We start from the raw sequence: 23744 nt of genomic DNA, 5'->3' as shown, positions 1-23744 counted from the left end.
CCGCCTCCTTCAAGCTTAGTGACTTATGCGTTTGCATCTACTCTAACGCCTGGGTGCCCGGCCTATTCCCACTACCCTGATCACATGTCGCTGGGGGTGGGGGACGCCGGCTTCAGCTACGGCGGGGTCCCCGTTTTCGCAAACCTGTCCTTCACCGTCGGCCCTGGTGAGGCCGTTGCCGTCGTGGGCGCGAACGGCTCGGGCAAGTCCACCCTGCTGCGCTGCCTGGTCGGGGCCGAGGCACTGGACTCCGGCAGCGTGCTGCTCGGCGGTGCCGAGATGGACGAGTCGTCGGGCGCGGTCCGGTCCGCCGTCGCGTCGCTGCTCGACGACGCCGACTACTTCCCGGACGTGTCCGTCGTGGAGCACCTGCGGCTGCTGGCCTGGCTGCACGGATCCTCGTCCGACGTCCTGGCGGTGCTCGCGGAGGTCGGGCTGACCTCGGTGGCGGACCAGCTGCCCCCGACCCTGTCCTCGGGCCAGCGCCACCGGCTCGGGATGGCGTCGTGCTTCGTGCGGCCGCGCTCGGTGCTCGTGCTGGACGAACCCGAGCAGCGCCTCGACGCGGCCGGCCGCACCTGGCTGCGGTCCCGCCTGCTGGCGGAGAAGGCCGCCGGGGTGGCCGTCGTGTTCGCATCGCACGACCACGAGCTGGTGGAGGCGGTGGCGTGCCGGACCGTCACGCTGTGACCGCGGCGGCCGTCCGGCGCCGGTTGCGGCCCCCGGTGCCGTGGCGCTTGCAGGTCGCGCGGCTGTACGCCCCGTTCGTCAACTTCTCGATCGTGGGCCTGGTCGGCTTCGGTTGGGCGTACGCCGGACTCACCAAGACCTCTTATCCAGGGGGTGCGTGGACCGCGCTGTGGTTGTCGGTGCTGGGCGCCGTCGTGCTGATGAAGGTGGCGCTGGCGGCCGGGCCGGTTTTCGCGGGCGCGGACCGGATGTTCTGGGTGCTGAGCTCGCCCGTGCCGCGTGGTGCGTTGCTGCGGCCTCGGTTCTTCTGGCTGCTCGTGGTTGGTGCGGCGGTGGGTGTCGGCTGGACCGCCGTCGTGTCCGGGGTCGTGGGGGCTGTGGTTCCGCCCCTGGTCGCGGCGGGGGTCGGGGCCGCCTGCGGGGTGGTCGTGGTGGCGGGTGCCGTGGTGTCGCAACGGGTTCGGGTGCGGCCGCAGGGGTGGTTGAGCGGGCTGGCCGGGCTGGCGGTGGTGGCGCTGCTGGTGCCGCCCGGCTGGTTCGGGTTGCCGGGGTCCTGGGCGGGTGCCGGTGGTGGGCAGGGACCGGCCGACTTTGAGGTGCGGCCGGATTCGGTCGGTACGCGGGTGGGTGAGCCGGGTTCGCCGGTCGGGCAGGCGGGCCAGCCGGGTTCGTTGAGCGGGCTGGTGGGTGAGCCGGGTTCGTTGACCGGGCTGGTGGGCCACCCAGGTTCGTTGGACGCGCTGGAGGGTGACCTGGGTTCGCCGGTCGGGCAGGCGGGCCAGCCGGGTTCGTTGAGCGGGCTGGTGGGTGAGCCTGGTTCGCTGGGCGGGTGGGCCGGTGTGATCGGCGCTGCCTGGGTGGTGGCGATCGGCCTGGCGGTGGTGGCGGCCACCTCGCTGCGGTTCCTGCGGCGGTCCGACCTGGCGGCGGGCGGCGCGGTGGCGGGCGTGGCGCGGGTGTCGGTGAGCTGGTTCGACCTCGCCCTTCTCGGTGCTGTGCTGGCCGAACGCCGTGCCCGCGCGCTCGGGCGCGTGAAGTCGGTGCGGTTGAGGGGTCCGCGGCTCGTCGTTCTCGCCTGGACCGATGCGCTTCGGTTGCGCCGCAGCCCCAACGCCGCACTCGTCTGGGCGGCGCTGCTTCCCGCCCCGGCTCTGGTGTCCGTGGGCTGGGAGGGCGCTGTCGTTCCCGCCGTCCACCTCGTCGCCGCGTTCCTGGCCACCGACCGGCTGGCCGCGGGGCTGAAGTTCGTGTGCCGCTCGCCCGCGATGCGGCGCGCCCTGGGGCTGCCGGACCGGCAGCTGAGGCTGGCGCACCTCGTGTTCCCCGCGGCCGGCGCGATCCTGTGGTGCGCCGTCACCGCTGCCTTCACCCCGCACGTGTCCGCGGTCAACGCACTGGTCTCGGCGGTGGGTGCGGTGGCCGTCGTGTACCGGATCGCCACGCGGCCGCCGGTCGACTTCGGTGCCGCGGTCATCGACTTCGGCGTGTTCGGGCCGACGCCGCTCGGCCTGATGGCGCAGTTCAGCCGCGGTCCGGCGTTGCTGGCGGTGATCGGGCTGGTGCAGCTGGCGCTGTAGGAGGCGCGGCTCCTCCGGAGGAGCCGCGCCTTCCTGCGTCAGCCGAGCAGTTCGGCGACCCGCGTGGCGGTGGCCACGGTGGACTGCGGGTTCTGACCCGTCACGAGCCGGCCGTCCACGACCACCGTGCTCGACCACGGCTCACCCGTCGCGAGGCGCGCGCCCAGCTCGGTCAGCCGACCGGCGACCGAGTAGGGGACGTCCAGGCCTCCCTGGTGTTCCTCCTCGTCGCTGAACACCGCCATCTCCTTGCCCGCGAACACGAACGTGCCGTCCGCGCGGACCGCGCTGAGCAGCCCGGCCGGTCCGTGGCACAGTGCCGCGACGAGCTTGCCGCCGTCGTGGAAGTCCGCCAGCAACGCGCCCAGCGAGGCGTCGGACGCCAGGTCCGCCATCGGACCGTGCCCGCCCGGCAGGTAGATCGCGTCGAAACCGCTCGCGTCCACATCGGACAACACGGCCGGGGCGCGCAGGTCCTCCAGCGAGGCAACGGCTTCGTCGAACGTGCCGTCGAGGCTCGCCTTGTCCACGGTCGGCACGACGCCGCCCGGCGTCGCCAGGGTGACCTCGACACCGGCCTCCCGCAGCACGCGCACGGACTCGACGACCTCCTCCGCCCAGAACCCCGTGGGGTGGGCCGAGCCGTCCGCCAGCGTGAGCGAGTCGGCGCCGGACACGACCATCAGTAGCTTCTTCATGTCGACCAGGACATCACAGATCCGCAGAACGCGACGGATGAGCTATAAGATGACTTATGGCTGCGAAGTTGACGGACCTGGATCTGCTGGCGACGTTCCTGGAGATCTACCGGGGCGGCTCGCTCACCAGCGCGGCCACCAGGCGCGGGCTCACCCAGCCCGCGGTCAGCGGCCAGCTCGCCAAGCTGGAGAAGGAACTGGGCGAACCGCTGTTCGTGCGGGGCAGCCGCGGGGTCACGCCCACACCCCGTGCTGACGACCTGGCCCGCCGCGTCGGCCAGCACGTCGACCAGCTCCGCACCGCGCTCGACCCCGGCGGAACCCTCGAAGGCACGGTCCGGATCGGGGGAGCCGCGGAGTTCATGACCGTGCGAGGCCTGCCCGCACTCGCCCCGCTGACCCGCAGGGGCCTTCGGTTCGAGGTGACGTTCGGCCTGGCCGGCGACCTGCTCACCGCACTCCGGGCCGCGAGACTGGACGTGGTCCTGTCCTCGGTGCGCCCCGCCGCGGGATTCACCGCCACACCGGTCACCGACGAGGAGTTCCTGCTGGTCGGGCCACCCCTGCTGGCCAGGACCGTGGACCAGGACGTGCTGGCCACGGACCCCGCGCGAGCCCTCGAACACCTGCCGCTCGTCGCCTACGACGGCGACCTGCCGATCATCCGCCGCTACTGGCGCAGCGAGTTCGGCACGCGTCCGGCGAACACCGTCGCCGTCACCGTGCCCGACCTGCGCGCCGTGCTGGCCGCGGTGATCGCCGGGGCAGGCGTGTCCGCCCTGCCGCGCTACCTCGCCGAACCCGCGCTCGCCGCCGGTTCCGTCGAGCAGCTGCACCACCCGGAGGCGCCCCCGCTCAACACCCTCTACGTCGTCACCCGCGGCACGACCACGCCGGCCACCGACGCCGTCGCCGAGCACCTGCGTTCACGCGACTGGGGTGTCCTCTGAGCAATTAGTCCTAAGTGGACTGCACTCAGACGCTCCTGAGCACCGACACGACGATGCCGAGGATGACGGCCTTGTCGCCGTCGATCACGGGGTAGTCGGCGTTGCGCGGCTCCAGGTACACGTGGCCGCCCTTGCGCTGGTACACCTTGACCGTCGCCTCCTCCTCGATCATCGCGGCGACGATCTGCCCGTTGTACGCCTCGTGCGTCTGCCGCACCACGACCGTGTCGCCGTCGCAGATCGCGGCGTCGATCATCGAGTCGCCGCGCACCCGCAGCGCGAACACGTTGCTGCCCCGGCCGACCAGGCCGCGCGGCAGGTGCAGCACCTCGTCCACGTGCTCGACGGCGGAGATCGGCGCACCGGCGGCGATGTCACCGACGACCGGCACCGAGATCGAGTCGTCGGAGACCATCCCCGGCGCCATCGGCGCGCCGCTCAGGAAGACGCGCACGTCCATCGGCCGCGTCACCGAGCCGCCGCGCTTGAGGAAACCCTTGTCCTCCAAGGCCGACAGGTGCCTGGAGACGCTGGAGGACGACTTCAGGCCGACGGCCTCGCCGATCTCGCGGGTGCTGGGGGAGTAGCCGTGCTCGACGACCCAGTCGCGAATGGCGACCAGGATCATCTGCTGGCGCTCCGGCAGCACCGTCGTGTCGAGCTCGAGATCGTCGTAGGCGGTCATCGGTCGATAGTAGTAATGCGCTTGCCAGACACGATCGGGTGGTCGCATTCTGCTGCCGCCAACGGGATCGAGCGCAGATGGCCCCGCTGGAACAGCCAGAGGACGACAGGACGGTGCTCGCCATCGAGTCGCTCGCCGGTGGAGTGCCGGCCGGAATGGTGACCACCGGCGGGACCGACCAGCGCGCGGGCCGGTTCATGTGCGGGCGCGATCGGCACCGAGCACAATGGACGCGGCTGCGCGACCACGAGTTCTTCGCCCGGCACCCGTACCCGCGCGAGATCTGACCGGCTGCCGCACGATGTGGCGGTGAGCACACGCCGGGAACGCTCCTGGGCCCTGCGGCCAGGTAGGTCTGTGCGAACCGAAGCGGCGCCCGTGGCGCTGACACCAGAAGTGGGGCGGGCCGTGCTGGACGAGGCCGCGCTGCTGGAGCTCTACGAATCGACGGCCGAGCGGTTGCACCGCTACGTGGCCAGGCGGGTCGGCCCCGACACCGCGCAGGACGTGGTGTCGGAGGCGTTCCTGGTGCTCTGGGACCAGCGCGCCGGGCAGGCCTACGACGCCGACGCGGTGCGGGCGTGGCTCTACGGGGTGGCGACGAACCTGTTGCGCGGCCACGTGCGTGCCGAGGAACGCAAGCTGCGGGCGTGGAGCAAGGAGCACGCGGCCCGCACCGACGAGGCCGACATCGGCGACCGGGTGAGCGCCGCGGCGGACGCCGACGTGCTCGCCGGACCGCTCACCTCCTGGCTCGCCGAACTGCGCGTCGAAGAACGCGAGGTGCTGCTGCTGCACGCGTGGGCGGACTTCACGCCCGCTGAGATCGCCGTGGCGCTCGACGTCCCGGTGGCCACCGTGCGCACCCGCCTGCACCGCGGCCGGGCACGGCTGCGCACCCGCCTCGCCGCAACCGCCCACGACTTCACCGAGGACAGCCATGTCTGAGCCCACCAAGCCCGAGACCCTCGACCGAGTGCTCGACGCCGCCCTCTCGCGCGCCGGTGACGAGCCCGTCCAGTTCGACGTGGCCGCCGGCAGGAACGCCCTGGCCGCCGCGCTCAAGGCACGCGCCGAACCGATCGCCGTCGGCGCGGAGACCCGGCCGCGCCGCCGTACCCGCTGGCTCGCCGCCGCGGCCGCCGTGGCCGTGCTGACCGGCGGTGGCCTGGCCGCGTCGACCGTCGACCTCACCGGCGTCGGCAGCAACCCGGTGAGCGCCGCCGAGGAGCTGACCAAGGCCGCCGACCTGGCGTCCCGCGTGGTCGAACGCCCGCTGGCGCCCGGCCAGTTCCGGTACGTGCGCACCCGCTCCGAGGGCATCACCGTGGAACTCGGTTCCGGGAACGCCTCGACGACCGACCTGGTCCAGGAGGAGTGGATTCCCGCCGACCGCCGCGGCGAGTGGCTGTTCCGGAACAAGATCAACTCTGTGAGGTGGCTGGACGGCCACGAGGGTGACGGCCGGCCGGACGCCGGTACGTCGTTCAAGGACGGCCAGGAGTTCCGCGCCGAGTGCGGCAACTACTCCTACTTCGCCGAGGGGCAGCCGGACCGGTGCACCGCCGGCTCGCTCCACAGCCCCACGCCGGAGTTCATCGCGTCGTTGCCGAAGGACCCGAAAGAGCTCTACGCCAGGCTCAAGGACGAGAACGGGACCGGTGACTCCGGCGTGCTGGCGTCGGCTCGCACCGCCCTGCAGTCGGGCCAGTTCCCGGCCGACGTGCGGGCGAACATCTTCCGGGCGGTCGCGCTGGTGCCGGGGCTGGTCGTCACGGACAAGAAGGCCAACCTCGACGGCAAGGAAGGCGTCGCGCTCGGCGTCAAGCAGGGCGACGACTTCAGTGAGATCATCATCGACCCGGAGAACGGCGACTTCATCGGTGGCCGGTCGACCGTGGCCGAGGACCTGCCCGAGCACGAGGGCGGTCTGGAGAAGGGCACCGTCCGCGACTCCTACGCGGTGACCTCCGCGGTGGTGGGCTCGCTGGGCGGCCGCCCCTAGGCCCTTCTCCCGCCGTTCGGGGTGCGGGAGAGACATGCAACCCTGGGGTTGCGCATCCTCGGGGGGATGTGCAACTCTGGGGTTGCACTTATTGGCGGACCTGGGAGTTGTCGTGAGCGTGGACCGGATCGAACGCGAGACCCTGATCGAAGCACCGTTGGCACGGGTCTGGCAGCTGGTGACCGAGCCGGGGTTCTGGGTGGCCTCCCAGCCGTCCGGCACCGCGGTCGAGGGGGAGACGACCCTCTGCAAGAACGAGCAGTACGGCGACTTCCCGGTGCAGGTCGAGACCGTGACGCCGCAGACGTACGTGGCTTACCGCTGGGCCAGCGCGTTCGGCGGGCAGGAGCTGAGCGCGGACAACACGACGCTGGTCGAGTTCACCCTCACGCCCGAGGGCACGGCGACCCGGCTGAAGGTCGTGGAGAGCGGGTTCTCGCAGCTCGCCGGCTCGGAGGAGCTGCGCGCGAAGGCTCTGCAGGACAACACAGGCGGTTGGGGCGAGGTGCTCGAGGCGTTCACGAAGAAGGCCGAAAGCTAAGTTGAGCACGTGCCCAAATCAGCCGACCGCGGTCGCCGCACCCGTGAACAACTGATCGACGCCGCCGCCCAGCTCGTGGGCGAGGTCGGCTGGGGTGCGGTGACCACACGGCTGGTCGCCGAACGGGCGGGCGTCAACGCGGCGCTCGTGCACTACCACTTCTCGTCGGTGCCGGAGCTGCTGTCGACGGCCGCGCTGCAGTTCGCCTCGCGAGTGCTGGCCGAGTCGGCGCAGGCGCTGGGAACGGTGTCGCCGGCCGAGAGTGTCGAGCGGATCTTCGAGGACCTGTCCCGCTTCACGGGCACGGATCCCGAGTCGTTGCTGCTGGCCGAGGCGTTCCTGGCCTCGCACCGGCTGCCCGAGCTGCGGGCGGGGCTGTCGGTGCTGGTCGCGGACTTCCGGGCGCGGGTCGCCGAGTGGTTGCGGGCCGCGGGCGTTCAGGACGCCGACGCGGTCGCGTTGTTGTTGGGCGCGGCCATCGACGGGTTGGTGCTGCACCGCGCGCTGGACCCGTCAGTCGACTTCCGCGTGGTCGCGGGCCCGTTCCGGCGCCTCGTCGCGGGCTGACCAGCGCGGCTCGCCGCCGGCCTCGGCGAACGCGGTCAGCGCCTCGACCAGGCCGTGCCGCAGGTGCTCCGGCATGCGGGCAACGATCGTGCTGATCTCGGCCCGCCGGCGGGACATCACCTCGCGCACGACCTGGCTGCCTTCCGGGCTCGCGACGACCACGACCTCCCGTTTCGACGCGGGGTTCGCGGCGCGGTCGACCATGCCGGACGTGATCAGGCGGTCGATCATGCGCTTGGCCGTGGACGGGTTGACCTCCAGCAGGTCGGCGAGCGCGGTGAGGCTCATCGGGCCGCGGCTGTCGAGCAGGACGACCATCCTGAGCTGGGGCAGCGTGAGGGTCTCCTCGACGGCCGCGAGCGATCGCGCCGACACGGCTACCAGCAGGCGGGACGCGGTGAGGACCGCATCGGTCAGGTCGTCGATGTCGCTCACCCGCTCAGTTCTACAGTGCCCTGCCTCCGGTAACGAAACGATAAACATTGCACTGTGCAACGGTCGGCGGGTCGCGGTCTGTCCGTACCTCTCGGCATGCGGATACTCCTCGTCGCTTTGCTGGCGTTGTCGGTCGGAGCGCAGCCCGCGTTCGCGCAGCAGGATCTGGGGCCCGACTACGTGCAGACCCGGTTCGGGCCGATGGGTCCGGCCGGCCGGGACCTGCTGCAGAAGGTGGCCCTCGCGGGGTTGTGGGAGGGGCCCGCCGGGCGGATGGGGCTCGAGAAGTCGGCCGACCCGAAGGTGCAGGAGGCCAGTCGGCACCTCATCGACGGCCACGCCGACCTCGACCGGCGCACCGTCGAACTCGCTCGCGTGCTGAACGTGCAACTGCCGACGCGGCCCAGCGAGGCGCAGCAGGGCTGGCTGGACGAGATGGCGGCCGCGCCCGCGCGCAGTCCCGAGTTCGACCGCGTGTTCGCGAATCGGCTGAGGGCGGCGCACGGTGGCGTCTACAAGTTTCTCGCGACCGTGCGCACCGGCACGCGCAACACCGCGATCCGCGACTACGCCAAGGTCTGCATGGACACCGTGCTCGACCACATGACGGTGCTCGAAGCCACCGGGAAGGTCGACTTCAACGACACCGAGGCGATTCCGCTGGCGCTGGTCGCGCAGCCGTCCTCGGTCGCGCCCGCCACTCCCAGGCCCGCCCCGCAGTACTCCCAGCAGCAGCCACCGCAGGACGACGGCCTTCCCGGCGGCGCGGTCGGGCTCGGCGTGCTGGCGCTGTTCGTGGCCGGTCTCTGGTTCTGGACGAGCGGCCGGAGCAGTCGGCGGATGCACCCGTAGTGCTAGATTGGGCATATGCCTAAATCGAACGCCCAACAGCGTGCGCTGATCGTCGGAGCGGGGATCGCCGGGCTCACCTCCGCGTGGTGGCTGGAGCGCGCCGGATGGGACGTCTCGGTGGTGGAGAAGGCGCCGTCGTTCCGCGCGGGCGGCTACATGATCGATTTCTTCGGGCCGGGTCACGAGGTGGCGCGGCGGATGGGCCTGCTGCCGGCGTTGGAGGCGCGGCGGGCGCCGATCTCGTCGGTGACGAGCGTGGACTCCTCGGGACGGCGGCGCGCCGAGCTCTCCACCGCCGCCTACGAGGCGGTGGCGGACGGGGTGATCAGTCTCTTGCGCGGTGACCTGGCCTCGGTGATCCGGGGCGACCTGCGGGCTTCGATCCGTTACGGCACAACGGTCTCTGCCATCGACGACGGGCGGGTGACGTTCTCGGACGGGTCTTCGGGGGAGTTCGGCCTGGTCGTCGGTGCCGACGGCGTGCACTCACGGGTGCGGGAGCTGGTGTTCGGGCCGTCGTCGGCGTTCGTGCGGTATCTGGGGCACCACACGGCGGCGTTCTCGTTCCGGGACGTGGAGTTGAGCGCCCGGATCGGTCACCGCTACCAGATGCTGACCGTGCCACATCGGATGATCGGCTGCTACGCCGTGCGGGACGGGTCGATGGCCGCGTTGATGCTCTACCGGTCCGCTTCTCCCGAACTGCCCGCTGATCCGGCCTCGGCGCTGCGGGAGCGGTTCGGTGACCTCGGCTGGGTCGCCCCCTCGCTGCTTTCCGTGGTGCCGGAGGACGTCTACTACGACGAGGTGTCCCAAGTGGACATGCCGTCGTGGCATCACGGCAAGGTCGTGCTCGTGGGCGACGCGTGCGGGGCGGTCTCGCTGTTCGCCGGGCACGGGGCTTCGCTCGCGATGACCGGCGCCTGCGTGCTGGCGGAAGAGCTCGCAGCCGGTGCCGAGGGCGCTTTCGAGCGCTATCAGAGCCGGATGAAGCCCGCCGTGGAGCACACCCAGGAGTTCGGACGGCGGTTCATCGGCTGGATGGCGCCCTCGTCCGCGTGGCGGATCTCGTTGCGCGACATGGCGTTCCGGCTCTCCGGCCTGCCCGTCGTGCGGAACCTGATCCGCGGCTCCGTCACGCCGGACGTCGACGGCGTGCTCGTCAGCGCGCGTCGTACGCCTCGCGGTTGACCAGCACCTCCGCGATGTGCTCCTCCGCCCACCGGCACAGCGCGAGCAGCGGCTCGTACAACGTGAACCCGAGCTCCGTCAGTTCGTACTCGACCCGCGGCGGCACCTCGGCGTGCACGTGCCGCGTGATCAGCCCGTCGCGTTCGAGGTCCCGCAGCGTCTCGGTCAGCACCTTGCCGCTGATGCCGTCGAGCTGCGTCTTGAGGTCGCCGAACCGCATGCGCCCGTTGCCCAGCACGGAAACCGCCATCGCCGTCCACTTGTTCGCGATGCGCGCCAGGCTCTTGCGAGACGGGCAGCTGGCCGCCAGCACGTTCCAGTCCGGCATGGTCTGTGACATGGCACACATCCGTCCATTAGTTACGTTGAGGTAATTGGTTACTTTTGGTGAGCATAGGTCAACCGCAACGAAATGGAGAGAGACCTATGACCACCACCCCGCTCGCCGTCGCCACCACCTACTTCGACGCCCTGGAGTCCGGTGACTTCGCCACCGTCGCCGCCCAGTTCTCCGACGACGTCGTGTGGCACCAGCCGGGTGACAACCGGTTCTCGGGTGCGCACCGCGGCAGTGACGCCGTCGGGGCGATGATCGGCGGCATGATGTCCGTGTCCGAGGGCACCTTCTCCTTGAAGCGCAGCGCCCCGCTGATGGTGAACGGCGATGTCGTGGCGGCTTCGGTGCACTGGACCGCCAAGCGGTCCGGGGCCGAGATGGACGGGACCGGGATCGACCTGATGCGCGTCGCCGACGGCAAGGTCGTCGAGGTGTGGCTGTTCACGGCCGACCCGGCGGAGGAGGACGCGTTCTGGGGTCAGGGGTGATTTCGGCGCGTCCCGCCACCCGATCGGGCTAGGGCACGACAGACTGTGGACGTGGAACGGGATCGCAGGTGGGCGGACAAGGGTGAGGCCATCGGGCACGGCGTGAGCTGGCTCGCGCGGTGGAGTCTGCGGGCGGCGCTGGCGGCGCTGGGCTTCTGGATGGTCTTCTGGCTGGTCGGGAAGCTCTGGGTGGTCGTCATGCCCGTGCTGCTCGCCCTGCTGATCACGACGGTGCTGTGGCCGCCGGCGCGGTGGATGATGTCGAAGGGCCTCAACTCGGCGCTGGCGGCGACGATCGTGCTGGTCGTCGGGCTCGGCGTGCTGGGCGGGGTCATCGCGGCGATCTCGACGTCGATCGCGTCCGGTGTGCCGGAGATCGCGCAGAGCGCGCAGAAGGCCGTCACGCAGCTGCAGGACTGGGCCGCCGGGCCACCGTTCAACCTGCGCGACACGGATCTCGACCGGCTCATCTCGCAGGGTGTCGAGCAGATCAAGTCCAGCATCGGGTCGATCGCCGGCGGACTGCTGACCGGGGCGGGCGCGGTGACGTCGGGCCTGGTGACCGGGGTCGTGGCGTTGCTGCTGGCCTTCTTCTTCGTCAAGGACGGCATGCGGTTCACGCCGTGGGTGCGCGGGCTGATCGGTGAGCGCGCCGGCGGGCACGTCACGACGGTGCTGGAGCGGGTCTGGGTCACGCTCGGCAGCTTCATCCGCAGCCAGGCCGTCGTGTCGCTGATCGACGCGGTGTTCATCGGGGTGGGCCTGCTCATCTTGGGCGTGCCGCTGGCGGTGCCGCTGGCCGCGCTGACGTTCCTCGGCGGCTTCGTCCCGATCATCGGCGCGTTCATCGCCGGTGCGCTGGCCGTGCTCGTCGCGCTCGTCAGCAACGGCCTGACCACGGCCATCATCATGCTGATCATCGTCATCGTGGTGCAGCAGGTCGAGGGCAACGTGCTGCAGCCCATCCTGCAGTCGCGCAGCCTGCGCCTGCACGCGGCGGTCGTCCTGCTCGTCGTCACGGCCGGCACGTCGCTCTACGGCATCGCGGGCGCGTTCTTCTCCGTGCCGGTCGCCGCCGCCGTGGCCGTCGTGATGCGCTACCTGGGCGAAGTCATCGAGGCCAGGTCCGTAATGGTTACGTCACAACCTGACGGGGATGAACCAGGGGAGACCGAACGTTCTCCTGAGTGAACACCGAGAAGAGGAGTGACACTGTGACGGAGAAGGCTGTTCTCGCGGGCGGCTGTTTCTGGGGCATGCAGGACCTGTTCCGCCGCCACCCCGGCGTCGTCTCCACGCGCGTCGGTTACACCGGCGACCCCAGCACGCCGAACGCCACGTACCGCAACCACGGCAACCACGCCGAGGCCATCGAGATCGTGTTCGACCCCGAGCAGCTCAGCTACCGGCAGGTCCTGGAGTTCTTCTTCCAGATCCACGACCCGTCGACCCGCAACCGCCAGGGCAACGACATCGGCGCCGGCTACCGCTCGGCGATCTTCTACACCGACGACACCCAGAAGAAGATCGCGGAGGAGACGATCGCCGCGGTCGACGCCTCCGGCAAGTGGCCGGGCAAGGTCGTCACCGAGGTCACCCAGGAGTCGGACTTCTGGCTGGCCGAGCCCGAGCACCAGGACTACCTGGAGCGCTACCCGAACGGCTACACGTGCCACTACGTGCGGCCGGAGTGGCAGCTCGGCGAGCGTTGATCGAGATCGTCGCGCTGTTCACCTGAAGCGCTAGCTGATGAGGGCCGTCCGTGCGGACGGCCCTCATTTCGTCCTGGCACCGGTACTCGCTGCCACGGTGCTTTACCCGGCCCTGTCTGATCGGTGGTCGGCACGTTGCCCGTCCACGCCGTTCGCCAGGCCTTGGCCGTGCCGATCGAGGCAGACCGCGCGACCCGCCCTCGATCGGCTGATGTGGCGGCGAGTTGTCCACAGATCGCCGGACGGCGGCGCCTCGGGCTCGTGGCCCGATAGCCTGGAGCAGGGCCGTGCCCCCGTGGTGGGTGGGGGCTGCCTATTTCGCGCGCGAGTGGCGCGATCCCGGATCGTATGGTGCTTTCAAACCGCTTCGGGGCAAGGGCGGAATCCGGTGCGTGCCGCTGGACGACGGGGTGCTGCGCACCGGGAAATCCGCCGCGGTCATAGTGGGCGCATGAAGTGGTTGCGGCGCAAGCCAACGATCATCACGGCGGCAAGCCTCACCCTGGTGCTCGTCGCCGGGATCACCCTGTGGAACGTCAGCAGCGCCCGCACGTTCCAGTTCTTCGGTGACCTGGTCGACCGCGTCGAGACCGACGAGAAGGTCGTCGCCCTCACCTTCGACGACGGGCCGGATCCCGCCGGCGCCCAGCAGGTCCTGGACCTGCTCGAAGCCGAGGACGTCCCGGCCACGTTCTTCCTCATGGGCCGCGACCTCGAGAAGCACCCCGATCTCGGCAGGCGGATCGCGGACGCGCGGCACGAGATCGGCAACCACACCTACAACCACCAGCGCATGATCGGCGTTCTGCCGAGCACGGTGGCGAGGGAGGTCGAGGACACCGACGCCCAGATCCGCAGGACCGGCTACAGCGGCGACATCCACTTCCGCCCGCCCAACGGCAAGAAGCTCTTCGCGCTGCCGCACTACCTGGAGGAACACGGCCGCACGACGGTCATGTGGGACGTCGAACCGGACTCCGAGGGCACGCCCACCGCGCAGGAGATCGCCCAGCAGACCCTGGCGCAGACCAGGCCGGGCTCGATCATCCTGCTGCACCCCATGTACGCGGCGAGGGAGCAGACCCGGCAGGCGCTGAGGCCCGTCATCACCGGGCTCAAGGAGCGCGGTTACCGGTTCCTCACCGTGTCGGCGCTCCTCGGCAGTCGTTAGATCAGGTCCGCCAGCTCCACCCGGCGCAGGAACTCGCCGCGGACCCGGTCCGCCACCGCGTTCACGACCTCCGCACCGTCGGAGGACGGGTCGACGTGCACCCGGAACGGCGGTTTCGCGGCGCCGACCACGTCGACGATCGCGTCGGCCACGGCACCGACGTCCGCCCACGGCGGCTCCAGTTCGGCGAGACGACTACCTACCTGTTCCATCAGGCCGGGGTAGAGCTCTTCGTACTCCGAGGCGCGTGCGGTGTCGGCGGGCGTGCCGCTGTGTGCGAAGTGGTTGGTGCCGTGGGTGAACGCGCCCGGCACGACGATCGTGGTCTCGATGCCGAACCGCAGCAGTTCGGCGCGGTAGGAGACCGCGACCGCGTCCATCGCCGCCTTGGCCGCGAAGTACGGGGCCAGGTACGGGGGAGTGCCGCCGCGCGTCGAGCTGGATCCGACCCACACGACGTGGCCGGACCGCCGGCCGCGCAGGTGCGGCAGGGCGGCGCGGTTCACGCGCTGGGTGCCCAGGACGTTGACGTCGTACAGGTCCGCGTACTGCTCCGGCGTGAAGGCCTCGGCCGGGCCGGTCACCATGTGGCCCGCGTTGTGGACGACCACGTCCAGGTGGCCATGTTCCAGGACGATCGCGCTGATCGCGGCGTCCGCGGACTCCTGCGACTGCACGTCGAGTTCGACGGCGTGCACGTCGGTCTTGTTCTCGGCCCCGAAGGCCTTCAGGTCCGCGACGGCGGTGGCGTTGCGGCCGACGGTTTCCCTCATGCCCGCGTAGACCGTGTGGCCCGCGAGGGCCAGCCTGCGCGCCGTCAGCGCGCCGAAGCCGCTCGACGCTCCCGTGACGACGATGACCTTGCCCATCAGATGATGCCTCCGTTCGCACGGATGGTCTGGCCGTTGATCCAGCGAGCGGGACCGGCGAGGAAGGAGATGACCTCCGCGATGTCGCCGGTCGAGCCGAGACGCTCCAGCGGCGGCTGCTTCGCGAGGGTGTCGACGGTCGCCTGGTCCTTGCCGTCGAGGAACAGGTCGGTGGCCGTGGGGCCGGGGGCGACGGTGTTCACGGTGATGTCGCGGCCGCGCAGCTCACGGGCGAGGATCAGGGTCAGCGCCTCGACGCCGCCCTTGGACATGGCGTAGGCCCCGTACTGGGGGAAGCGCAGGCCCACCACGGACGACGAGATGTTGATGATCGCGCCACCGTCGCGCACCCTGCGGGCGGCCTGCTGGTTCACGATGAACGTGCCACGGGCGTTGGTGCGCATGATGCGGTCGAACGTGTCGAGGTCCATGTCCGCCACGGTGCCGAGCGGCATGATGCCCGCCGAGTTCACCACGACGTCGACGCCGCCGAAGGTCTCCTCGGCCAGTTCGAAGGCGGCGGTGACGGCCTCCTCGTCGCCGACGTCGGCCTGCGCGGCCAGGGCCTGACCGCCGTTCGCCCTGATCTTCTCCACGGCCTCGTCGGCGGCGGTCCTGTTGCCGGCGTACACGATGACAACGGCGGTTCCCTCGGCGGCGAGGCGTTCGGCGGCTGCCCGCCCGATGCCCCTCGATCCGCCGGTGACGATCGCAACGCGAGTCATGTCAGTGCTCCTAGCTGCTGTTTCCGTCGTTACCTAAACCAACGTAACACTGATATCGAATCATTGCTACCGCTGGCGTGTTATCGTCGTTACGTGGATACGAGAGAGCGTCTGGTGAAGGCCGCGGCCGACCTGCTCGTCGAGGGCGGCAAGGAAGCGGTCTCCACGCGCGCGGTCGCCGCGGCCGCGGGAGTGCAGGCGCCGACGCTGTACCGGCTCTTCGGCGACAAGGACGGGCTGCTCGACGCCGTGGCGGGATTCGGTTTCTCCGACTACCTCACGAGCAAGCACGCGATGGGTGCGGGCGACGACCCCGTCGACGACCTGCGCGGGGGGTGGGACCTGCACATCGGCTTCGGCCTGGCGCGGCCCGCGTTCTACCTGCTGATGTACGGCGAGCCGCGCAAGCGTGCGGCGCGGCTGGAGGCGGACGCGATGCTCCGCGAGATCATCAGCCGCATCGCGGCGGCGGGCCGCCTGACGGTCCCGGTGGAGCAGGCGGCGCAGTTCGTGCACGCGGCGGGCATGGGCGTGGTGCTGGCGTTGCTCGCGACGCCGGAGGAGGAGCGCGACCTGGAGCTCATCACGTTCTCGCGCGAGAACGTCATCAGGGCGATCACGACGGACGTCGCGCCGGACGCGCCGACGGACATCCCGAGCCGGGCGATCGCGCTGAGGGTGGCACTGGAGGAGGACCCGCCCCTGATGCTGTCTCCAGCGGAGCGGGCCCTCCTGGCCGAGTGGCTCGATCGGGTCGCGAAGTAACCGCGCGACCGGAAGGTCAGGCGTTCGGGTCGAACGGGATCCCGGCCGGCTTCGAGATGCTCAGGTTGTGGTTGAACGCGCTGTCCTTGATCGCCAGGGACGCGCTGCCGAAGTTCGCGTTCACGAGCTTGTCGCGCACGCCGGCGGGGAAGCGGTCCCAGCTGACCAGAGCGGGGTACTGGTAGACCCCGTAGTGGTTCTCCGCCTGCTCGCCCGCGCCCGCGAGGCGGAAGCAGTGCGTGCTGACGCCGTCCTTGTGGTAAATGATCTTCGGGTGGGTGCCTTCCCACTGCACGTTGGCGCGCGGGTGCGTCTTGTACTTGCCGTGCTCCGACGTCGAGACGTACTGGGCCACGTCGTTCTGCACCCAGACGACCACGTGCTCGATGTCGTGGCGGTGGCCGCAGCAGTCCCAGCCCGGCACGGCCTGGTCCTTCTCGAAGTACAGGTCGTACAGGTAGGCGCACCAGCCGTTGTTGCACTTGGAACGGCTGTAGGAGTTGGTGTTGTCCAGGTCGGACCTGTCGTGGCAGTTGCCGTTCAGCGCGCCCGAGTTCTTCAGGCCCGGCGCGATGTCACCGGTCGGCGAGATCGCCGGGGTGGGGTAGCAGCCGTCACCGTCGTAGTCGAACGCCGGCTGCCACTTGCCGTCGGCCGCCTCGTAGCTGGCGGGGATGGCCCGGGGCGGGTCAGCGAGTGCGATGCCGGGGAACAGTGCCGTGATCAGCAGGGCGCCGGCGAGCGCGGGCAGGAGTTTCTTCCTCAACTTCAGGCCTCCGGGGAGCAGGGGAGCGGAGAGGCTTGCGAGGCAGAAGGTGGTACATGAACCGCCTTCACGTCTAGGTGGTTGGCCAAATCTTTGCCGTACCGGGAATTTCACAGCCCCGGAACGGAATCGATCACGCCTGCGGCGGGTGAGCCCGTCACCGCAGGTCGGCCCGTGCGCGGTCGGCCGCGCGACCAGCTTTCGCAACGCGGGCTCCACTTCGGCGCAACCGTGCGTCCTCACTCCGCGGTCGGGTTTGATCGACGAACGTTCACCTGGCACCGCGTGGCTTCGGAGGGGCTCCACATGATCAAGGCAGACCTGCTTCTCACGAACGCCGAGTTCGTGACGCTGGACGGCCCGGCATCGGCGGTCGCGGTGCTCGGCGACCGGATCGTGGCGCTGGAGGAGGTGCCGGCGCACGAGGTGGTCGACCTCGGCGGAGCCACCGTCACGCCGGGCTTCCACGACGCCCACAACCACATGGCGTGGTTCGGTCTCACGCTGTCCGAAGTGGACTGCGGGGTGACGGGCCTGGACGCCCTGTACGCGTCGGTCGACGCCGCGCCGGACGGTGAGTGGGTGATCGGCTTCGGCTACGACCAGAACAAGTGCGGTGGCCATCCGACGCGGGACGGCCTGGACCGCGTCGCCCGCGGCCGCAAGGTGTGGATCAAGCACGCGTCCGGCCACATGTGCGTGGTCAACACGCCCGTGCTGAGGGAGCTGGGGATCTCGGAGAGGCCGGTCGAGGTCTCCGGTGGGCTCGTGGTCACCGAGAACGGCCGGCCCACGGGTCTGCTGCAGGAACAGGCCCAGCAACTGGTGAACCCGCTCGTGCTGCCCTACCCGGTGGACACGCTGGCCGACGCGATCGACCGCGCAGGCCGCGTGTACCTGAGCGAGGGCATCACGAGTTGTGTCGAGGCGGGCATCGGCGGTGGCTGGATCGGCAAGTCCCCGGTGGAGCTGGAGGCCTACCAGCGCGCCCGCGAGCGGGGAAGGCTGCACGTCCGCGTCGAGCTCATGATCGCCGCCGACGCCCTGCACCCCGTGACCGAACTGGGCCTGGGGCTCGACCTGGGCATCCGCACCGGCTTCGGCGACGACTGGCTGCGGATCGGCCCGGTCAAGATCTTCTCCGACGGCTCGCTGATCGGGCACACCGCCGCCCTGTGCCACGACTTCGCCGACACCCCGGGCAACCACGGCTACCTGCAGGACACCGCGGACGCGTTGCGGGAGCGGATCATCGCCGCCCACCGGGGCGGCTGGCGCGTCGCCACGCACGCGATCGGCGACGCGGCCATCGACCTGGTCCTGGACGCGGTCGAGGAGGCCCAGCGCCTCGACCCGCGCCCGGACGTCCGTCACCGCGTCGAACACTTCGGCGTCGCCCGCCCCGACCAGGTCGAGCGCGTCGTCGCGCTGGGTGTCGTCGCCGTGCCCCAGGGCCGTTTCGTGAACGAGATCGGCGACGGCATGCTGCGAGCGCTGGGCCCGGACCGCGCCGCGTGGGCGTACCGCCAACGCTCGCTGCTCGACGCGGGCATGATCGTCCCCGGCAGCTCCGACCGCCCGGTCGTGCGCGGTGCCCCGTTGCTGGGCATGCACGACATGGTCGAGCAGCTCACGTCGTCGGGGGCGCCCTTCAACCCGGGCGAGGCGGTGACGGGCCTGGAAGCGTTGCGCGCCTTCACTTGCGGTTCTGCGTACGCCTCCAAGCAGGAACACCTCAAAGGCACGCTGACCGTGGGCAAGCTCGCGGACCTCGTCGTGCTCTCGGACAACCCGGCGACAGCCGGTCGAATCAAGGACATCGAGGTGCTGCGCACCATGGTGGGGGGACGGTTCCGATGAAGCTCGTCGCTGCTTCGACGCTCACGCCGGACGAACTCGCTGACGTGCGGCAGATCTACTTCGACGGCTTCGCAGCGCACCTGCGCGCGCCGTTCGACGACCTGCTGGCCGACACCGCACTCGTCCTGACGGACTCCCGGCCCCTGGGATTCGCCGTGGTGCGGGTCCTGGGTGACACCGGCTGGGTCTACCTGCGCTATTTCACCGTGGGGGAGAAGGGCCGGGGCCTCGGCGAACACCTCTGGACGCACCTGCGCGTGGCGATGACCGGTGCCGGCCACACCCGGATCGTCTACGACGTGGAAGACCCGGCCCAGCCCGGCATCGACCCGGCAGAGGAACGGATCCGGCACCGCCGCATCGCCTTCTACCGCCGCCTCGGCGCCGTGCTGCTGCCCGTCCGCGGCTATCTGCCGCCCGAGGGCAGCGCCGGCCACCCGATGCTGCTGATGGCCGCCGACCACGTCGCCCAGGCCCCGGCCGCCGCCGAGGACCTCGAGCGGATCGTGGTCGCCGTGTACGAGCACCGGTACGGCATCGCGCCGTCCGATCCGGTGGTGACCAGGACGTTGCGGCTCAGCGGCGTCTCACATGCGGGCTGAGCCGACCTTCCAGTACCCGCTGAACATGATCGCCTTGCGGTCCACCCCGCGGTCCTTGACCAGGTGCCGGCGCACCCCGGTCGCGAGCGCCGACTCCCCGCACGCCCACGCGTACTCCACAGTGGACAACGCCTTGTCCTGGATCGCCTTCAGCACGGCGGATCCCGGCTCGGCGTCGCCGCGCAGCACCCACTCCGCCTCGAGGTCGACCCGGTAGGACTCGTCCGGCACCTCGACGAACACCTGCACCGGCCGCGTCTCGACCTCCAGGATCGCCGCGAGGGCGGGCAGCGCGGTCTCGTCGGCGGCGAGCAGGACGGAACCGCCGGCGGGTGGCCGGTAGGCGGAGCCGCCCGCGCGGAACCCGGCCTCGTCACCCGTGATCGCGCGCCGGGCCCACCGCGTGCCGGGACCGGCGTCGCCGTGCACGACGAAGTCGACGTCGATCTCGGCCACGTCCGGGCGGTGCGCGCGGACCGTGTACCAGCGCAGGTCCGGGCGCGTGTCCTCCGGCATCGCGCGCAACGAACTGCGGACGTTGATGCGGTCGTCGGCCGGCATGACCAGCTCGCGGCCGGTCGCCATCAGCAGGCCGAAGTGCTCGTCGGGCCCGGTCACCGCGAACGACGCGAACTCCGGCGCGTGGAAGGTGATCCGGCGCATGTGGTCGCCGAGCTCGGTCACCGCCGTGACGGTCATGACGAACTGGTCGAAGACCTCGCGGCGGTTCGCCGGGGCCATCATCATCTCGGCGGCCTTGGTGGCGGCCTTGAGGGTGAACCGGTCGAAGGCGGAGTAACGCGACATGCTCCGCAACGTACACCTTTGGTTAGGCTTACCTAAACCCTCGGGCGAAATCGAGATCGAGAGCGCACACTGCGGACATGTTCCCCAGGACCGCGCAACAACAATGGTGGTTCGAAGAGCCCGCGAGCAAGAACCGCAGTCAGGCCATCGGCCTGCGGCTCGCCATCGCCTACCACGAGCGGGACGCCGAGCGCGTCGAGCGGCTGCTGCCGCAGGACCGGGACGAGGCCCGGCTGGTGATGGGCGCGCTGGAGAACGGCCTGCTCGCGCTCAACCAGCTCTACCCGCCCGGCCCGCCGGACGAGGTGTGGGAGCGGGTCACCCCGATCATCGACGCCGCCGCGCCCAAGGGGGTGGCGCCACGTACGCGCGCGCTGCTCGCGGCGATGTCGCACGCCATGTACAACGCCACGCTCGGCGAGGTCTACGAGCGCAAAGAAGAGGATCCGTACACGGGCGCGCACCTGTACGCGGCCATCACGGCGATGCGCGCGGCCGAGCTTCAGGACGGCGTCCGGCGGATGCGGGACAAGGTCGACGAGCTGGATCGGGCCTAGCCGCGGCAGGGTCGATGAAGCCTCATCACCAGCGAGAAAACCCGTGAGGCACAACTAACAGGCACCCCGGCGTGCATGTCCATACATCGTCGTGCATAATTCTCAACGTGTCCAAGGTGCTCACTTCACTTCCCGCCGGCGAACGCGTCGGCATCGCCTTCTCAGGTGGTCTCGACACCTCCGTCGCGGTCGCGTGGATGCGTGAGAAGGGCGCTGTGCCCTGCACGTACACCGCGGACATCGGCCAGTACGACGAGCCCGAGATCGAGACCGTCCCCGGTCGCGCGGGCACGTACGGTGCCGAGATCGCCCGTCTCGTCGACTGCCGTTCCGCGCTCGTCGAGGAAGGTCTCGCGGCGCTCGCCTGCGGCGCGTTCCACATCCGGTCCGGCGGCCGCGCGTACTTCAACACGACGCCGCTCGGGCGGGCCGTCACGGGCACCATGCTCGTGCGCGCCATGCTCGACGACGACGTGCAGATCTGGGGTGACGGCTCCACCTACAAGGGCAACGACATCGAGCGGTTCTACCGCTACGGCCTGCTCGCGAACCCGTCGCTGCGGATCTACAAGCCGTGGCTCGACGCCGCGTTCGTGACGGAGCTCGGCGGCCGCAAGGAGATGTCCGAGTGGCTGCTGGAGCGTGACCTGCCCTACCGCTCGTCGGTGGAGAAGGCGTACTCGACCGACGCGAACATCTGGGGCGCGACGCACGAGGCCAAGTCGCTCGAACTGCTCAACGAGGGCATCGAGATCGTCGAGCCGATCATGGGCGTCAAGTTCTGGGACCCGTCGGTCGAGATCGCGACCGAGGACGTCACCATCGGCTTCGACCAGGGCCGCCCGGTCACGATCAACGGCAAGGAGTTCGGCGACGCCGTCGACCTCGTGCTGGAGGCGAACGCCATCGGCGGCCGCCACGGTCTCGGCATGTCCGACCAGATCGAGAACCGCATCATCGAGGCCAAGAGCCGCGGCATCTACGAGGCGCCCGGCATGGCGTTGCTCTTCATCGCCTACGACCGCCTCGTGAACGCCATCCACAACGAGGACACCGTCGCGGCGTACCACAACGAGGGCCGCAAGCTCGGCCGGCTGCTGTACGAGGGCCGCTGGCTCGACCCGCAGTCGCTGATGCTGCGCGAGTCGCTGCAGCGCTGGGTCGGCGCCGCGGTCACCGGCGAGGTCACGCTGCGGCTGCGCAGGGGCGACGACTACTCGATCCTCGACACGTCCGGCCCGGCGTTCAGCTACCACCCGGACAAGCTGTCGATGGAGCGCACCGAGGACTCGGCGTTCGGCCCGGTCGACCGCATCGGCCAGCTGACCATGCGCAACCTCGACATCGCGGACTCGCGCGCCAAGCTGGAGCTCTTCGCGAGCCTCGGCATGGTCGGCACCCGCCAGTCGGCGCTCATCTCGGCCCAGCCGGAGCCGACCCAGCTGATCGGCGACGTGCCGGACGGCGGCGCGGAGGCCATCGCCTCCCGCGGTGAGGTCTCGGCGGCGGACGAGCTGCTCGACGCGGCGGCCATGGAGTTCGGCACGGACTGACGGCACGGGGTGGGCGGGGGCGACCCGCCCACCCCTGTCGGCGTCAGGTCTGCGGCCACATCGAGTAGATGACGTTGTCCTCGTCGGCACACACGACCTGGGGCAGGATTCCTTCAGCGACCTGGTTGCACGACATCGATCCGATCTTGACCGGTGGCAGTCCGGTCTTCGGCTCCAGGCGTTCGGCGTAGTAGTCGAACAGCACCGCTCCGGCCTGGTCGCAGTTCAGCCGGCCCTTCGGGGTCTCCACCACGACGGCCAGCATCGGCTTGCTGAGGGCTCCGAGGAACAGCTTGTCGCAGTACTGCGAGGGCAGACTCTCGTACTGCTCGGGCGGCACACCGTTCAGCGCGGTGGCCGCGGCCGACGTGGTGGTGGTCGCCGGCTGAGTCGTCGGAGTCGTCGGAGCGGTGGGCGACTCGGAGTCCGAAGGGGACCCGGACCCGGTGATCTCCGGGGTGCAGCCCGCCGCGAGGACGGCGAGGAGCACGGCTGTGATCGAGAACCTCATGTCTGCGGGGTCGGCGCCGGGCCCGCTGTCGTTACCCCGCTAGTGTTGCGGCTCGTGTCGACCGAGGCTGAGCGGGCCAGGCCCGCCGTGCTGCTGAACCCGATCGAAGGCGATCCGACGGACGCCGACAGCCACATCGGCGGCCCGATGCTGTGGCCGATCGACGAGCCGTGGCCGTCGTGCGACGGTGCCACCCACGATCCCGCGAGCGGTGCTGAACCGTTCGTCGGCGCCGTGCAGCTCTACCGGCGTGACTTCCCGGAGCTGCCGTTCCCGGAGGGCACGGACCTGCTGCAGGTCTTCCTCTGCACGCTGCACCACGACGTTCCGCGCGCGTACGGCCCGGACGTGCGGCTGGTGTGGCGTGACTCCACGACGGTGTTCGAGCTGATCGAGGAGGAACCGGAGCCGTCCGTGCAGGAGGAGCTCTACGTCCCCACGGTCAACGTGCTCGAACCGATCCGCTTCGCCGAGCACGCCGAGAAGGTCTCCGGCGGCACGAAGATCGGCGGCTGGACCGCGTGGTGGCAGTCCGGCCCCGCCGAGTTCGCGTGCCCGGAGTGCGGTTCCGAGCAACGGCAGACGCTCTCACTCGCCACCCACGAGCCGTCCGGTGACAACGTGGAGTGGGAGTTCGGCCGCGAGGGCAACTTGAACGTCTTCACGTGCGCCGAGGACGTCCGGCACTCGATCGCTGTGCACGTCGACTGAGTCGAAACCGCCCACCGACAACGGCAAGCCCATCCCGGGCATCGAGGAGTGGGCGCGGCCGGTCGTGGGGGGGGGGGCCCCGGCGGGGGGGGGGGGGGGCCGCCGCGCCCCCCCCCCCC

Annotated in this window: 29 protein-coding genes; 20 read left to right on the top strand and 9 right to left on the bottom strand. The window is 70.4% G+C overall.

Annotated features, from left to right (window positions below; translation table 11 throughout):
- Nucleotides 1-84: 84 nt before the first annotated feature.
- Both SK571_RS33110 and SK571_RS33105 read left to right on the top strand, forming a co-directional pair.
- Nucleotides 85-690, top strand: a complete 606-nt coding sequence (locus tag SK571_RS33110; RefSeq protein WP_319988036.1) for an ABC transporter ATP-binding protein — start codon at nt 85-87, stop codon at nt 688-690.
- Entirely contained in the window at nt 687-2267 is a 1581-nt protein-coding gene (locus SK571_RS33105) for a DUF6297 family protein (protein ID WP_319988035.1), read from the top strand. Before SK571_RS33110 ends, SK571_RS33105 begins: the two co-directional genes overlap by 4 nt.
- A 38-nt stretch (nt 2268-2305) precedes the next feature.
- Here the strand turns inward: SK571_RS33105 and SK571_RS33100 are convergent, their stop codons facing one another.
- Nucleotides 2306-2965 (bottom strand): type 1 glutamine amidotransferase domain-containing protein, encoded by a 660-nt coding sequence (locus SK571_RS33100; protein ID WP_319988034.1) that lies wholly within the window; start codon nt 2963-2965, stop codon nt 2306-2308.
- Nucleotides 2966-3021: 56 nt separating this feature from the next.
- Here SK571_RS33100 and SK571_RS33095 point away from each other — a divergent pair, with 56 nt between their 5' ends.
- Entirely contained in the window at nt 3022-3915 is an 894-nt protein-coding gene (locus SK571_RS33095) for a LysR family transcriptional regulator (RefSeq protein ID WP_319988033.1), read from the top strand.
- 25 nt (nt 3916-3940) lie between these two features.
- On the opposite strand, the gene lexA is transcribed toward SK571_RS33095, so the two are convergent.
- Nucleotides 3941-4600 carry a transcriptional repressor LexA gene (gene lexA, locus SK571_RS33090; protein ID WP_319988032.1) on the bottom strand — a complete coding sequence of 220 codons (660 nt, stop codon included), beginning with the start codon at nt 4598-4600 and terminating at the stop codon, nt 3941-3943.
- A 77-nt stretch (nt 4601-4677) separates the two neighbouring features.
- On the opposite strand from lexA, the gene SK571_RS33085 reads away from it, so the two are divergent.
- The 5 genes from SK571_RS33085 (at nt 4678) to SK571_RS33065 (ending at nt 7713) form a co-directional block, all read left to right on the top strand.
- Nucleotides 4678-4887 carry a hypothetical protein gene (locus SK571_RS33085; protein ID WP_319988031.1) on the top strand — a complete coding sequence of 70 codons (210 nt, stop codon included), beginning with the start codon at nt 4678-4680 and terminating at the stop codon, nt 4885-4887.
- 70 nt (nt 4888-4957) lie between these two features.
- Complete coding sequence (locus tag SK571_RS33080) at nt 4958-5548, top strand: RNA polymerase sigma factor (RefSeq protein WP_319988030.1); 591 nt, start codon at nt 4958-4960, stop codon at nt 5546-5548.
- Nucleotides 5541-6605, top strand: a complete 1065-nt coding sequence (locus SK571_RS33075) for a CU044_5270 family protein (RefSeq protein ID WP_319988029.1) — start codon at nt 5541-5543, stop codon at nt 6603-6605. Before SK571_RS33080 ends, SK571_RS33075 begins: the two co-directional genes overlap by 8 nt.
- A 112-nt stretch (nt 6606-6717) precedes the next feature.
- Nucleotides 6718-7146: an SRPBCC domain-containing protein gene (locus SK571_RS33070; protein ID WP_319988028.1), complete on the top strand. Its 429-nt coding sequence runs from the start codon at nt 6718-6720 to the stop codon at nt 7144-7146.
- A gap of 9 nt (nt 7147-7155) precedes the next feature.
- Nucleotides 7156-7713 carry a TetR/AcrR family transcriptional regulator gene (locus tag SK571_RS33065; protein ID WP_319988027.1) on the top strand — a complete coding sequence of 186 codons (558 nt, stop codon included), beginning with the start codon at nt 7156-7158 and terminating at the stop codon, nt 7711-7713.
- Here SK571_RS33065 and SK571_RS33060 read toward each other — a convergent pair.
- On the bottom strand, nt 7660-8148 hold the full coding sequence (locus tag SK571_RS33060; RefSeq protein WP_319988026.1) for a MarR family winged helix-turn-helix transcriptional regulator: 489 nt from the start codon (nt 8146-8148) through the stop codon (nt 7660-7662). The two genes, SK571_RS33065 and SK571_RS33060, sit on opposite strands and share 54 nt — an antisense overlap.
- Before the next feature lie 96 nt (nt 8149-8244).
- Between SK571_RS33060 and SK571_RS33055 the strand changes: the two genes are divergently transcribed.
- Entirely contained in the window at nt 8245-9000 is a 756-nt protein-coding gene (locus SK571_RS33055) for a DUF4142 domain-containing protein (RefSeq protein WP_319988025.1), read from the top strand.
- A gap of 15 nt (nt 9001-9015) precedes the next feature.
- The gene (locus SK571_RS33050) at nt 9016-10191 is read left to right on the top strand and encodes an FAD-dependent oxidoreductase (RefSeq protein WP_319988024.1); all 1176 of its coding nucleotides are present in this window, start codon (nt 9016-9018) and stop codon (nt 10189-10191) included.
- Here SK571_RS33050 and SK571_RS33045 read toward each other — a convergent pair.
- Nucleotides 10163-10531 (bottom strand): winged helix-turn-helix transcriptional regulator, encoded by a 369-nt coding sequence (locus SK571_RS33045; RefSeq protein WP_319988023.1) that lies wholly within the window; start codon nt 10529-10531, stop codon nt 10163-10165. The two genes, SK571_RS33050 and SK571_RS33045, sit on opposite strands and share 29 nt — an antisense overlap.
- 86 nt (nt 10532-10617) lie before the next feature.
- Here SK571_RS33045 and SK571_RS33040 point away from each other — a divergent pair, with 86 nt between their 5' ends.
- From SK571_RS33040 to SK571_RS33025, 4 genes are all read left to right on the top strand, one after another.
- Nucleotides 10618-11016: a nuclear transport factor 2 family protein gene (locus tag SK571_RS33040; protein WP_319988022.1), complete on the top strand. Its 399-nt coding sequence runs from the start codon at nt 10618-10620 to the stop codon at nt 11014-11016.
- A 51-nt stretch (nt 11017-11067) separates the two neighbouring features.
- Nucleotides 11068-12207, top strand: coding sequence for an AI-2E family transporter (locus tag SK571_RS33035; protein ID WP_319988021.1), 1140 nt, complete (start codon nt 11068-11070; stop codon nt 12205-12207).
- A 23-nt stretch (nt 12208-12230) separates the two neighbouring features.
- The gene (msrA, locus tag SK571_RS33030) at nt 12231-12728 is read left to right on the top strand and encodes a peptide-methionine (S)-S-oxide reductase MsrA (RefSeq protein WP_266033744.1); all 498 of its coding nucleotides are present in this window, start codon (nt 12231-12233) and stop codon (nt 12726-12728) included.
- Nucleotides 12729-13179: 451 nt separating this feature from the next.
- Complete coding sequence (locus SK571_RS33025) at nt 13180-13899, top strand: polysaccharide deacetylase family protein (RefSeq protein ID WP_319988020.1); 720 nt, start codon at nt 13180-13182, stop codon at nt 13897-13899.
- Here SK571_RS33025 and SK571_RS33020 read toward each other — a convergent pair.
- Entirely contained in the window at nt 13896-14768 is an 873-nt protein-coding gene (locus SK571_RS33020) for an SDR family oxidoreductase (protein ID WP_319988019.1), read from the bottom strand. The genes SK571_RS33025 and SK571_RS33020 overlap by 4 nt on opposite strands.
- A complete protein-coding gene (locus SK571_RS33015) occupies nt 14768-15493 on the bottom strand; it encodes an SDR family oxidoreductase (RefSeq protein ID WP_319988018.1) in 726 nt (241 codons plus the stop codon). Before SK571_RS33015 ends, SK571_RS33020 begins: the two co-directional genes overlap by 1 nt.
- 93 nt (nt 15494-15586) lie before the next feature.
- On the opposite strand from SK571_RS33015, the gene SK571_RS33010 reads away from it, so the two are divergent.
- The gene (locus SK571_RS33010) at nt 15587-16258 is read left to right on the top strand and encodes a TetR/AcrR family transcriptional regulator (RefSeq protein ID WP_319988017.1); all 672 of its coding nucleotides are present in this window, start codon (nt 15587-15589) and stop codon (nt 16256-16258) included.
- 16 nt (nt 16259-16274) lie between these two features.
- Here SK571_RS33010 and SK571_RS33005 read toward each other — a convergent pair whose 3' ends face one another.
- The gene (locus SK571_RS33005) at nt 16275-17024 is read right to left on the bottom strand and encodes an NPP1 family protein (RefSeq protein WP_406602070.1); all 750 of its coding nucleotides are present in this window, start codon (nt 17022-17024) and stop codon (nt 16275-16277) included.
- 306 nt (nt 17025-17330) lie between these two features.
- Between SK571_RS33005 and SK571_RS33000 the strand changes: the two genes are divergently transcribed.
- Nucleotides 17331-18884 carry an amidohydrolase gene (locus SK571_RS33000; protein WP_319988016.1) on the top strand — a complete coding sequence of 518 codons (1554 nt, stop codon included), beginning with the start codon at nt 17331-17333 and terminating at the stop codon, nt 18882-18884.
- Nucleotides 18881-19486: a hypothetical protein gene (locus tag SK571_RS32995; protein ID WP_319988015.1), complete on the top strand. Its 606-nt coding sequence runs from the start codon at nt 18881-18883 to the stop codon at nt 19484-19486. The genes SK571_RS33000 and SK571_RS32995 overlap by 4 nt, the downstream gene beginning before the upstream one ends.
- On the opposite strand, the gene SK571_RS32990 is transcribed toward SK571_RS32995, so the two are convergent.
- Complete coding sequence (locus SK571_RS32990; protein WP_319988014.1) at nt 19472-20293, bottom strand: siderophore-interacting protein; 822 nt, start codon at nt 20291-20293, stop codon at nt 19472-19474. The genes SK571_RS32995 and SK571_RS32990 overlap by 15 nt on opposite strands.
- Before the next feature lie 77 nt (nt 20294-20370).
- Between SK571_RS32990 and SK571_RS32985 the strand changes: the two genes are divergently transcribed.
- The gene (locus SK571_RS32985) at nt 20371-20850 is read left to right on the top strand and encodes a hypothetical protein (RefSeq protein ID WP_319988013.1); all 480 of its coding nucleotides are present in this window, start codon (nt 20371-20373) and stop codon (nt 20848-20850) included.
- 107 nt (nt 20851-20957) lie between these two features.
- Nucleotides 20958-22403, top strand: coding sequence for an argininosuccinate synthase (argG, locus tag SK571_RS32980; RefSeq protein ID WP_319988012.1), 1446 nt, complete (start codon nt 20958-20960; stop codon nt 22401-22403).
- Between the two features lie 43 nt (nt 22404-22446).
- Here the strand turns inward: argG and SK571_RS32975 are convergent, their stop codons facing one another.
- Nucleotides 22447-22914, bottom strand: a complete 468-nt coding sequence (locus tag SK571_RS32975; protein WP_319988011.1) for a hypothetical protein — start codon at nt 22912-22914, stop codon at nt 22447-22449.
- Between the two features lie 54 nt (nt 22915-22968).
- Between SK571_RS32975 and SK571_RS32970 the strand changes: the two genes are divergently transcribed.
- A complete protein-coding gene (locus SK571_RS32970) occupies nt 22969-23625 on the top strand; it encodes a YwqG family protein (protein ID WP_319988010.1) in 657 nt (218 codons plus the stop codon).
- Nucleotides 23626-23744: the final 119 nt, after the last annotated feature.

Source organism: Lentzea kristufekii (genome assembly GCF_033949925.1).
Lineage (GTDB): Bacteria > Actinomycetota > Actinomycetes > Mycobacteriales > Pseudonocardiaceae > Lentzea > Lentzea kristufekii.
Note: the sequence above shows the minus strand (reverse complement) of the source record. Positions and strands in the feature narration are given on the sequence as shown.